This is a genomic window from Pantoea sp. ABR1s (assembly GCF_057812235.1).
On record NZ_CM173823.1, the window covers coordinates 3,795,062 to 3,806,729 of the forward strand.

Sequence of the window (11,668 nt, forward strand, 5' to 3'; positions counted from 1 at the left end):
GGCTGCGTTTAATTCCGGGGAATGGGTTAATGGCATATACTTTCTCCAGGATTAATCCAGGATAAATAGTTTATTGCTCCTTATCACTAACGTTATGTGTCTATCTTTTCGCTCTCTTCATTGCGCATCATTGATGCCAGAGATTAATCTTTAATTATTAACGCAGCGGCGGAGTTTTCTTACTCATTCATCACTGAGTGAAGTTAATAGTGGTTTTCAGCCTCCCTTTCTCAGGACCATACCGCAATAAAAAGCCGCTGATAAAAGCATAACGTCCATAATGCTGCGCGATTTTTCCTGATTAATGACCGATATCTGAACAGTTCCTCCCTGGCAACGCTAAACATGGCTATGTTCAGGAGACCATCAGTCCCGTTTTTTCACTGACAAACAGGGGATGAAAGAGGCTTTCGGGGGTAAAGGCACGATTACGCAGAGGCATGAAATCGATTTCGCGGCACAAATCTGCCGCAGAGCGAGCAAATCGGGGTAGGGTTTAATCTTAAAAAGCCGCGCGGCGTGTTATCCGCGCGGCAGAGGTCTTTTGGCAATCTTCGCGGTTTACTCTTTAACCGCGACGACGAGAGGCTGCGGTTTAATGCGCATTGCCCACAGGACACCAGCCATCAGACAAGTAATCCCCGTCACGGTGAGCAGGGGTGGCCAGCTTTGATACCAGAGAAAAGTCCACAACAGACCGAAAAGGATCTCAAAAACAATCAGTGGCCCTATCAGTACGGTGGGCAGACGCTGGCTGGCAGCGTTCCAGCATAAGGTCCCCAGCCAGGAACAGAGCAGACCAATCGCCAGCATCAGGGAGATAAACACCGCAGGACGCGGCCCAAACGGCAGCGAAAAAGCCGGCTGTTGCCAGGCGAGCTGCGCGCTGACCAGCGCGTACATGATTAGCGCCATCGGCAGCGTCACAACTCCCTGCGCTGTTGCCCAGGTCGAGGGCCGCAGTTCGGGATGTGTACGCAGCCAGCGGGCATTGCGCAGCGGATACCAGGTCCAGCAGACCACAGCCAGCAGCGCCAGCGCGATACCGGTCAGATAACGGCTGAGATCAAGCGTGTGGCCCTGACTCTGTAGCTCCGCCGCATTCACGCAGAGTAATCCGGCCGCCATCATGACCAGTGCCGGAAACAGCCGCCGCCACGGCAGGCGTCCTTCAAGATGGCCGTAACAGAGATTGGCCGTCACAGCGATCACCACCGGCAGCGTGCCGATAATCATGGTGGAGACCGGTCCGCCAGTGCGCTGAATGGCGTTCGCCAGAAACGCATAGTAGAAGAGGTTTCCCACCAGCGAGAGCTTTACCGCCTCACGCCAGTCAGTCCGGGCCAGCTTGCGCAGGCGATGACGACCGTGCCAGGCCAGCGGCAGCGCAATCAGCCCAAACGCCACATAACGTCCCGCCGATTGCAGCGCGCCAGGATAGTCAGGCACCAGCAGCGGCCCGACAAAGATCAGCCCCCACAGCAGTCCGGCGGTGACGGCAAACATGACACCAGCAAACATAATTTCTTCCTTATATAGCTTTTTCGTTCAGTGTGGCGGGTTCGGGCGGGGAATGCTTGTAGCAGATTGCGGTGGTATCAGGGCTGGCGCACCTGCTTTTGATAGCGGCCCGGCGTGATGCCATAACGGTTTGCAAAGGCGCGGGTCAGATGGGCCTGATCGGTTAATCCCACCGCCGCCGCAACGCTGGCAGCCGCTTCACCCTGTGCCAGCCTTTGCTTGGCGTCGTAAAGCCGGAAAGCCATCAGCATCTGATGCGGCGTAACGTGATAGTGCTGACGAAAGGCGCGTAAGAAGTGCCACGGCGAAAGCGAGGCCAGCGCCGCCAGCTCATCCAGCCGCACCGGTTCTGCGAGGTTTGCGCGCAGAAAGTCTCTTACCTGATCAAAACGATGCCGTGCATCCGGTCTGCCCTGTGAGGACATGCGTGCCAGCGGACGAATCTGCAACAGCAGTTCAGCCAGCAGGCTCTGGCGCGCCAGTGGTGATTCCGCCTGCCAGAGTGTCGCCAGCGTGCGGGAGAGCGGCCGCGCCACGCGCGGATCGGTCAACAGCGCCTCGTTGAACCACCAGCCGCGATCGCCGGTCAGTTCATCCATCAGCTGCGGCTGAATGTAGATCATCTGGTAGCGCCAGCCCTCTTCACACGCTGACTCACCGGTATGCAGCTCATCCGGATTCATCATGACCAGCGAGTTCTCCGGCGCAGTATATTCGGTGCCGCGGTAGCGAAAGCGTTGCGCGCCCGCTTCAATGGTGCCGATACCAAAGGCTTCATGGGTATGGGGTTCAAATGCGTAGCGGGAGATGTGGGCCTGATAGAGTTCCACACCGGGCAGCTCGGCGAGTTGCTGAAACCGGGCGCGGTCTTTCTCACAGGGAAAACTCGCCGGAACACCTTCCACTTCTCTCTCCTTATTTAACCAGTCGGTTTAGCATGCCTGTGACAGGGGGGAAAATGCAAAAGATTGCTTTCCGCAATGCCTCAGGTAACACTGCTTTTTTCAAACCAGATGGGATTAAGCATGGCACAGCGGGTAGTCGTGGTCATTGATATGCAGAATGGCGTCTTCAGCACGCCACGCTTCGACACAGCGGGAAGGATTGCACAGATTAACCGGCTGACCGAACGCGCCGATATCACAATATTTATCCAGCACCGCGAAGGCGAGATGTGCGAGGGTAATGCGGCTTTCGGGCTGCTGCCGGAAATCGCTCAGCCTGCTGGCGCACACTATGTGACCAAAACTGCCTGCGACAGCTTCTGGCACACCGACCTGGCCACGCTGTTAAAGAGGCTGGCGGTAGAGGAATTTGTGGTGTGCGGTTGTGCCACTGACTACTGCCTGGATACCACGATAAAAGTCGGTGCCAGTGCGGGCTATGCGATTACCGTTGCCGCCGATGCGCACACCACGGCAGATCGCCGCTGGGTCAGCGCCGAAGCACTGATTAACCAGCACAATGATGTGTGGGCCTCACTGCTGATCCCCGGCAACGTGCCAGGTGTGCTGAGCACGGAGGCGATTCTGGCGGAATGGTCGTAGCTGGCCGCCAGACGCCGCGCATAAAAAAAGCCCGCAAAGCGGGCTTTTTTTGTACTCTCTGGCCAACGGAATCAGAACGGAATATCGTCGTCGAAATCCATTGGTGGTTCGTTGTTGTTGCTGGCCGGCGCGCTCTGTGGCTGCGGCTGCGGACGGGACTGCGCGCCACCACTGAACTGGTTATTGTTGCCCTGCGGCTGCTGCGGCTGACCCCAGCCATTGTTGTTGCCACCGCCCTGCGCGCCACCACCGGCTGGAGCGCCTGCACCGGCATTACCGCCCTGCTGACGGCCACCCAGCATCTGCATGGTACCACCAACGTTAACCACGACTTCGGTGGTGTAACGCTCCTGGCCACCCTGATCCTGCCATTTACGGGTGCGCAGCTGGCCTTCGATATAGACCTGCGACCCTTTTTTCAGGTATTCACCCGCGACTTCAGCCAGTTTGCCAAACAGCACCACACGGTGCCACTCAGTGATCTCTTTGTTTTCACCGGTCTGCTTGTCGCGCCAGCTTTCCGACGTAGCCAGCGTAATGTTGGCAACAGCGCCACCATTTGGCATATAACGTACTTCCGGATCCTGACCCAGATTCCCGACAAGAATCACTTTGTTAACGCCACGACTGGCCATGTTGCTGTCTCCCGATGAGTTAATGCATACAGTCTAATCTATCAATTCTAACACGTCCTGCGGTCTGTTTCCCACTTTCGAGCGGGGTTCCAGTTTTAATCCGCTGCGCGCCGGAGGCTGAGAGTACTGGATATTTATTCAGTCTATTTTTTGTGCCATAATGACACGTTTATTCTGGCCGTGTCGGCAAGGCGCGGTGAGTGCTGCTAATCCGGGAAAGGTGAATGGATAAGATCGAAGTTCGTGGTGCCCGCACCCATAATTTGAAAAACATCAACCTGACCATCCCACGCGACAAACTCATTGTGGTAACCGGCCTGTCAGGTTCCGGTAAATCCTCACTGGCGTTTGATACGCTGTATGCGGAAGGTCAGCGCCGCTATGTGGAGTCGCTCTCTGCGTATGCGCGCCAGTTTCTTTCGTTAATGGAGAAGCCGGACGTCGATCATATCGAAGGTTTGTCGCCCGCCATTTCCATTGAACAGAAATCCACCTCGCACAACCCACGCTCGACCGTGGGAACCATCACCGAGATCCATGATTACCTGCGTCTGCTGTTTGCCCGCGTTGGCGAACCGCGCTGCCCGGATCATGATGTGCCGCTGGCGGCGCAGACCGTCAGCCAGATGGTCGATCAGGTGCTCTCCCAGCCGGAAGGCCGTCGCCTGATGCTGCTGGCGCCGGTGGTGAAAGATCGTAAGGGTGAGCACACCAAAACGCTGGAGAATCTGGCGACCCAGGGCTATATCCGTGCGCGTATTGATGGCGAAGTGTGTGACCTCTCCGATCCGCCAAAACTCGAGCTGCAGAAGAAGCACACCATTGAAGTGGTGATTGACCGCTTTAAAGTACGTGAAGATCTCGCAACCCGCCTGGCGGAATCGTTTGAGACCACGCTGGAGCTCTCCGGCGGGACAGCCATCGTGGCGGACATGGATGACAGCGCCGCAGAAGAGCTGCTCTTCTCGGCTAACTTCGCCTGCCCGATCTGTGGTTACAGCATGAGCGAGCTGGAGCCGCGCCTGTTCTCGTTTAACAATCCGGCGGGCGCCTGTCCGACCTGTGACGGCCTTGGCGTACAGCAATATTTTGATCCTGACCGCGTGGTGCAGAATCCTGAACTCTCGCTGGCGGGCGGTGCAATCCGCGGCTGGGATCGCCGCAATTTCTACTACTTCCAGATGCTGCGTTCGCTGGCGGAACACCTCGATTTTGATATCGAAGCGTCGTTCGGCAGCCTGCCAGAAAACGTACAGAAAGTGATTCTGTACGGATCAGGCAAAGAGAGCATCGAATTTAAGTACATCAACGATCGCGGCGACACCTCGGTGCGCCGTCATCCATTTGAAGGGGTGCTCAATAACATGGAGCGCCGCTACAAAGAGACCGAGTCCTCAGCGGTACGCGAAGAGCTGGCGAAATTTATCAGCAACCGCGCCTGTGCCAGCTGTGAAGGAACCCGTCTGCGTCGTGAAGCGCGTCATGTCTTCGTGGAGAACACCACGCTGCCGACCATCTCTGAGATGAGCATCGGCCATGCGATGTCCTTCTTTGAAAACATGAAACTCAGCGGCCAGCGTGCGCAGATCGCCGAGAAAATTTTGAAAGAGATTGGCGATCGCCTGAGCTTCCTGGTCAACGTCGGCCTGAACTATCTTTCGATGTCGCGTTCCGCCGAGACCCTGTCCGGTGGTGAAGCACAGCGTATCCGTCTGGCCAGCCAGATCGGTGCCGGTCTGGTCGGCGTGATGTATGTGCTGGATGAGCCTTCAATCGGCCTGCACCAGCGCGACAACGAACGCCTGCTCGGCACCCTGATTCATCTGCGCGACCTCGGTAACACGGTGATCGTGGTTGAGCATGATGAAGATGCGATTCGTGCCGCTGACCATGTGATCGATATCGGTCCGGGTGCGGGCGTACATGGCGGCCAGGTGGTGGCTGAAGGCACGGTTGATCAGATCATGGCGCAGGAAGCGTCACTGACCGGCCAGTTCCTGAGCGGCAAGCGTGGCATTGCAGTGCCAGAGGAGCGCGTCAAAGGCGACCCGGCCAAAGTACTGAAGATTACCGGCGCACGCGGCAACAACCTCAAGGATGTCACGCTGACGCTGCCGGTCGGGCTGTTCACCTGTATTACCGGTGTTTCCGGCTCGGGTAAATCGACCCTGATCAACGATACGCTCTTCCCGATTGCCCAGCGGGCGCTGAACGGCGCGACCATCGCCGAACCGGCACCTTACCGTGACGTGGCGGGACTGGAGCACTTCGACAAAGTGATCGACATCGACCAGAGCCCGATTGGTCGTACACCGCGCTCCAACCCGGCCACCTACACCGGCATCTTCACCCCGGTGCGTGAACTGTTTGCGGGCGTGCCGGAAGCACGTTCACGCGGCTACAATCCGGGCCGCTTCAGCTTTAACGTGCGTGGCGGACGCTGTGAAGCCTGTCAGGGCGATGGCGTGCTGAAAGTCGAAATGCACTTCCTGCCGGACATTTATGTGCCGTGCGATCAGTGCAAAGGCAAACGCTATAACCGTGAAACGCTGGAAGTGAAGTACAAAGGCAAGAGCATTCACGAAGTGCTGGAAATGACCATCGAAGAGGCACGTGAGTTCTTCGATGCGGTGCCGGCGCTGGCGCGTAAGCTGCAGACGCTGATCGATGTGGGTCTCACCTACATCCGCCTCGGTCAGTCCGCCACCACCCTTTCCGGCGGTGAAGCCCAGCGCGTGAAGCTGGCGCGTGAGCTGTCGAAGCGTGGCACCGGTCAGACACTCTACATTCTGGATGAGCCGACCACCGGCCTGCACTTTGCCGATATCCAGCAGCTGCTGGAAGTGCTGCATAAGCTGCGCGATCAGGGCAACACCATCGTGGTGATTGAGCACAACCTGGATGTGGTCAAAACTGCAGACTGGATTGTCGACCTGGGTCCGGAAGGCGGCAGCGGCGGCGGTGAAATCCTGGTGGCTGGTACGCCAGAAACCGTGGCGGAGTGTGAGAAATCACATACCGCGCGCTTCCTGAAGCCACTGTTACAGAAGTAATTCTGTCAGGCCCGCCGCGTGCGGGCCTTTTACTCTCCCCTGTCGATTCAGCCAGAAAATTGCAGAATCAGGCAAGATTCAGACATGTATAGGCATATACGCTTTTCCCCACGCTGACTATCCTTAAGCGGTTCCTCTTTGGCACGCCCCTGGCGTCGCCCTGTTTTCGCAGCACATCAACGCTGCTGCACTTCATCGAATAACACTCACGACACATCGAAACTGGAGACACCATGAATATTACGCATGCGTATGCTGCTCAGGATGCAAAATCCAAACTGGCACCGTTCGATTTTAAGCCGCGTGAGCTGCGCGCCCATGACGTTCAGCTTGAGGTGCTGTTCTGTGGCGTTTGCCACTCAGACCTGCATCAGGCCCGTAATGAGTGGAAAAACACCATTTTTCCCGTGGTTCCGGGCCATGAAATTGTCGGTCGCGTCACGGCCGTTGGCCCGCAGACGCAGAAATACAAAGTCGGCGATCTGGTCGGCGTAGGCTGCATGGTCGATTCGTGCCGCAGCTGTCCGAGCTGTCAGCAGGGTCTGGAGCAGTATTGTGAAAACGGCTTTGTTGGCACCTATAACGGTGAAGATCGTGAAACCGGCGCCATTACTTACGGCGGTTACTCAACGTCGATGGTGGTTGATGAGAGCTTTGTGCTGCGCATTCCCGAGAACCTGGAGCTGGCGGGCGTGGCACCGCTGCTGTGTGCCGGTATCACCACTTACTCGCCGCTGCGCCACTGGAATGTCGGCCCGGGCAAGAAAGTGGGTATCGTAGGCTTAGGCGGCCTGGGCCATATGGGCGTGAAAATTGCCCATGCCATGGGTGCACATGTGGTGCTGTTCACCACTTCGCCTTCCAAAATTGAAGATGGCAAACGTCTGGGTGCCGATGAAGTCGTGATCTCCAAAGATGCGGAGCAGATGGCGCAGCACGCCAACAGCTTCGACTTCATTCTGAATACCGTGGCGGCTCAGCACGATCTCAATCCCTTCATCACCCTGCTGAAGCTGGATGGCAACATGACGCTGGTGGGTGCACCGGAGCACGATCACCCGGCACCGCAGGTATTTAACCTGATCTTCAAGCGTCGCAGCATCGCCGGTTCACTGATTGGCGGCATCGCAGAGACCCAGGAGATGCTCGATTTCTGTGGTGAGCACGGCATTACGTCAGACATTGAACTGATCGCGATGGACCAGATCAATGAAGCCTATGAGCGCATGCTGAAAAGCGATGTGAAATACCGCTTCGTTATCGACATCAATACCCTGCGCGAGCAGCCTGTCGCGTAACCCGCTGCCTCTGAAACCCTCTTGCTCAGGTAAGAGGGTTTTTTATTGCCGTTTAGCGGGCCGTTGCAACCTGCTGGAATGAGGCATCGACCAGATAGTAGATCTGCGAATCTTTCAGCGAACCGTCCAGGAACAGCGTGCTCCAGTGTGACTTGTTCAGATGCTCGCTGGGAATAATATCGCTATGCTCTTCGCGCAGTAATTCGGCCAGCGCAGGCGTCGATTTCAGCGAGACCGCTGGCCGCCCTTTCGCCTCATGTACCATCGCAAACAGCACGCCGTTGCTTTTAATCTGCGTGGCTTTCCAGTCACTGTGGACGCTCTGCTCCGCGCCCGGCTTACTCATGCAATAGGTCAGTAAGTCTGAGTTATTCATTACGATTCCCCTTGTAAAGTGGCGACAATCCGCCTGGCACCGCCCTCAATGCGATGCTCGCCCAGCCAGATACCCTGCCAGGTGCCCAGCACCAGACGTCCCCGCTGAACCGGTAATAACAACGAAACCCCTAAGATCGACGATTTGATGTGCGCCGGCATATCATCACGCCCTTCGTAGTCGTGCTGATAAGGCGCATTCTCCGGCACGTGCCGCATGAAATGCTGCTCCATGTCGCTGCGCACCGTCGGGTCGCAATTCTCATTTAAGGTTAACGACGCCGAAGTGTGCTGCAACAGCAGATGCAGCACACCGGTTTTGATATCACGCAGTCCGGAGAGCGAGTTCACGATCTCATCGGTGACCAGATGAAACCCGCGCGGCTTCGCGCTCAGCGTAATAGTTTGTTGATGCCACATAGCTTATTCCTGAAACGGTTACCCCGTTTAAGTGTGCAGCATGTCGCCGAAAGGTAAACCCTGACCCATAAAAAAACCGCCAGAGAGCACCCTGACGGTTTTTTTTACAGCCTGGCGGCCGTTACATCACGGCGGCAAACGCTTCAGCCACCTGATGCACATTTTTGCTGTTCAGACCGGCCACACACATGCGGCCGCTGCCCACCAGATAGATGCCAAATTCGTTGCGCAGACGATCGACCTGCTGCGCACTCAGGCCGGTGTAGCTGAACATGCCACGCTGCTTCAGCAGGTAGTCGAAGTTTTTACCTGGCAGTGCAGTGCTCAGCACGTCCACCAGCGACTGACGCATGTCCAGAATGCGTAAGCGCATCGCTTCCACTTCAGCCAGCCAGCTGGCTTTCAACTCGTCATCGTTGAGTACGCGCGCGACAACCTGCGCACCGAAATTCGGCGGGCTGGAGTAGTTGCGGCGAACCGTGGCTTTTAACTGGCCCAGCACACGCGCTGACTCTTCGGCGCTGTCACAGACGATAGAGAGACCGCCCACGCGCTCGCCATAGAGCGAGAAAATTTTGGAGAAGGAGTTGCTCACCAGGGCTGGCAGGCCCGCCGCCGCGACCGCGCGCAACGCATAGGCATCCTGCTGCATGCCGGCCCCAAAGCCCTGATAGGCGATATCCAGGAATGGAATCAGCTGCTGTGCTTTCAGCACCTCAACGGTCTGATCCCACTGCGCATCGGTCAGGTCAGCACCGGTCGGGTTATGACAGCAGGGATGCAGCAGCACGACGCTCTGCGCTGGCAGGGTTTTCAGGGTGCTGATAAAGGCATCAAACCGCACGCCGTGGGTCTCTGCGTCATACCAGGGATAGGTATTTACCTCAAAACCTGCACCATTAAAAATCGCGACGTGGTTTTCCCAGGTCGGATCGCTGACCCAGACCGCAGACTGCGGGAAGTAGCGCTTAAGGAAATCCGCGCCCACTTTCAGCGCGCCAGAACCGCCCAGCGTCTGAATAGAGGCGATACGGCCCGCGTTTAACACCGGATGATCGGCACCAAACAGCAGCGGTGCAATCGCACTACGGTAGCTGTTCAGTCCTTCCATTGGCAGATAGAGCGATGCCTGATGCGGCTCAGCATAGATCTGCTCTTCGGCAGCGGCTACAGCCTTCAGCTGCGGGATGATGCCCTTTTCGTCGTAATAGAGGCCGATACTCAGGTTAACTTTGTGTTCGCGTGGGTCTTGTTTGAAGGCTTCCATCAACGACAGAATCGGATCGCCAGCATAGGCATCAACGTTTTGAAACACGGTGTAGGTCTCCATGATTGGTCCAGAGGGAAGATGCGGATTAAACCCGATAGCGTCCCGGACGGTGGTTCATTGCAATAATCAGATTCAGGATCACCGCACCCGCAATCGACGCGAGCAGGATGGGGCCACTCACCACAAAGAGTGACGCCAGCACGACGCAGGTATCGACGGCCATTTGCAGTTTCCCCGCGCGGATCCCAAAGCGATCCTGTAGCCACAGCGCCAGAATATTGATGCCGCCCAGGCTCGCCTTATGACGAAATAACACTATAAACCCGATTCCCATGATGACGTTACCGAACAGTGTCGCATAGAAGGGGTTAAGGTCAGAAAAGTGGACGAACAGCGGGTGCAGCTGGGTGAACAGCGACACCAGACCGACGGCGCAGAAGGTTTTCAGCGTAAACTCCCAGCCCATGCGTTTTACCGCCAGCCAGTAAAAAGGGATGTTGATCAGGAAAAACGCGCTGCCGAACGAAAGCGGCGACAGGTAGCTGATCAGAAAGGCGATGCCTGCGGTGCTGCCGGTCAGCGCCCCCGCCTGTTTCAGCATAATGACGCCGAACGAGACCATCAGGGTGCCAAGCACCATCGCCAGCGCATCTTCGATGCGCGAATGCGGGACGCGGGAGGGTTCTGCGATGTTATCCATGGGGTTTTCTCAGTGCAAAGGATGCGGTTTCGATGCAAAAAACGCACCATCGCCACAGCACTGAACTGCTGTAAACCGGGTGCCAGCGATATCCCATTGATATCTAAGGCGCTTTAAAAAAGAACTTTGTGCATAAATTCCGTCAGATACCGTCAACCTATGCGTTAAAGTCCGATTCTATGCGCGCTCTTCGCATTAATTGCCGCAAGTGTGCACCAAAAGCGCACAGCGCGCACCTTTTTAGCGCGTCTTCTGCTCAGGCAGCATCATCAGCCCGTTCTCTTTCATGCGTCCCAGCACTACCGAGGTTTTCACATGGGAAACGCTCTGGTGGCCCGCGACTAACTGGCTGATTAACGCACTAAGGGAATTGAGATCGGCCACTGCCACTTTAAGCAGATAGTCCGCATCGCCGGTGGTTTTATAGGCATCCACGATCGCCTGTTCCTGCTCCACCATCCGGTGAAAGCTCTCAACATATTCTGCGGTGTGGTTAATTAAACGCACCTCAATCAATCCCACCATGCCAAGCCCGATGGCATCGGGCGACAGCCGGGCATGATAACCCAGGATCAGATTAGCCTGTTCCAGATTGATACGACGGCGGGAACATTGTGAGGCAGAAAGGCCGACCAGATCGCTGAGTTCCTGATTGGTCAGACGGCCGTTGGATTGTAATAAAGTCAGGATTTTAAGGTCGTAATCGTCTACGTGAGTCATTCCGTTTCCACAGCGTGATGGGCGTCGCTTTGTTACAGATAACCCGATAACCCGAGAGGTTGTCCAACACTATTTTGTGATGATGGGGGCTGTCATGCACAGATCGTGCATGACAGCACAAACCGGGGA

The 11,668-nt window shown here is 56.4% G+C and carries 11 protein-coding genes; 3 read left to right on the forward strand and 8 right to left on the reverse strand.

Features of this window, described 5'->3' with window-relative positions; genetic code table 11:
• Window positions 1–561: 561 nt before the first annotated feature.
• Window positions 562–1,521 carry a DMT family transporter gene (locus tag ACXKZD_RS17890; RefSeq protein ID WP_488981782.1) on the reverse strand — a complete coding sequence of 320 codons (960 nt, stop codon included), beginning with the start codon at window positions 1,519–1,521 and terminating at the stop codon, window positions 562–564.
• A gap of 77 nt (window positions 1,522–1,598) precedes the next feature.
• Complete coding sequence (locus tag ACXKZD_RS17895) at window positions 1,599–2,426, reverse strand: AraC family transcriptional regulator (RefSeq protein WP_010252176.1); 828 nt, start codon at window positions 2,424–2,426, stop codon at window positions 1,599–1,601.
• A gap of 120 nt (window positions 2,427–2,546) precedes the next feature.
• Here ACXKZD_RS17895 and ACXKZD_RS17900 point away from each other — a divergent pair, with 120 nt between their 5' ends.
• Window positions 2,547–3,068: an isochorismatase family protein gene (locus tag ACXKZD_RS17900; RefSeq protein WP_488981783.1), complete on the forward strand. Its 522-nt coding sequence runs from the start codon at window positions 2,547–2,549 to the stop codon at window positions 3,066–3,068.
• A gap of 71 nt (window positions 3,069–3,139) precedes the next feature.
• Here ACXKZD_RS17900 and ssb1 read toward each other — a convergent pair whose 3' ends face one another.
• Window positions 3,140–3,703 (reverse strand): single-stranded DNA-binding protein SSB1, encoded by a 564-nt coding sequence (gene ssb1 / locus ACXKZD_RS17905; RefSeq protein ID WP_010252180.1) that lies wholly within the window; start codon window positions 3,701–3,703, stop codon window positions 3,140–3,142.
• A 224-nt stretch (window positions 3,704–3,927) separates the two neighbouring features.
• On the opposite strand from ssb1, the gene uvrA reads away from it, so the two are divergent.
• Window positions 3,928–6,756, forward strand: coding sequence for an excinuclease ABC subunit UvrA (uvrA, locus tag ACXKZD_RS17910; protein WP_010252182.1), 2,829 nt, complete (start codon window positions 3,928–3,930; stop codon window positions 6,754–6,756).
• Window positions 6,757–6,989: 233 nt separating this feature from the next.
• Window positions 6,990–8,054 (forward strand): NAD(P)-dependent alcohol dehydrogenase, encoded by a 1,065-nt coding sequence (locus tag ACXKZD_RS17915; RefSeq protein ID WP_010672218.1) that lies wholly within the window; start codon window positions 6,990–6,992, stop codon window positions 8,052–8,054.
• Between the two features lie 52 nt (window positions 8,055–8,106).
• Here ACXKZD_RS17915 and ACXKZD_RS17920 read toward each other — a convergent pair whose 3' ends face one another.
• The 5 genes from ACXKZD_RS17920 to ACXKZD_RS17940 form a co-directional block, all read right to left on the reverse strand.
• Entirely contained in the window at window positions 8,107–8,430 is a 324-nt protein-coding gene (locus tag ACXKZD_RS17920) for an MmcQ/YjbR family DNA-binding protein (protein WP_010252186.1), read from the reverse strand.
• The gene (locus ACXKZD_RS17925) at window positions 8,430–8,849 is read right to left on the reverse strand and encodes a secondary thiamine-phosphate synthase enzyme YjbQ (protein WP_187495787.1); all 420 of its coding nucleotides are present in this window, start codon (window positions 8,847–8,849) and stop codon (window positions 8,430–8,432) included. Before ACXKZD_RS17925 ends, ACXKZD_RS17920 begins: the two co-directional genes overlap by 1 nt.
• Before the next feature lie 121 nt (window positions 8,850–8,970).
• Window positions 8,971–10,164, reverse strand: a complete 1,194-nt coding sequence (locus ACXKZD_RS17930; RefSeq protein WP_010252191.1) for an amino acid aminotransferase — start codon at window positions 10,162–10,164, stop codon at window positions 8,971–8,973.
• A gap of 40 nt (window positions 10,165–10,204) precedes the next feature.
• Complete coding sequence (locus tag ACXKZD_RS17935) at window positions 10,205–10,819, reverse strand: YitT family protein (RefSeq protein WP_003855751.1); 615 nt, start codon at window positions 10,817–10,819, stop codon at window positions 10,205–10,207.
• A gap of 240 nt (window positions 10,820–11,059) precedes the next feature.
• Window positions 11,060–11,539 carry an Lrp/AsnC family transcriptional regulator gene (locus tag ACXKZD_RS17940; RefSeq protein ID WP_010252196.1) on the reverse strand — a complete coding sequence of 160 codons (480 nt, stop codon included), beginning with the start codon at window positions 11,537–11,539 and terminating at the stop codon, window positions 11,060–11,062.
• Between the last annotated feature and the right edge of the window lie 129 nt (window positions 11,540–11,668).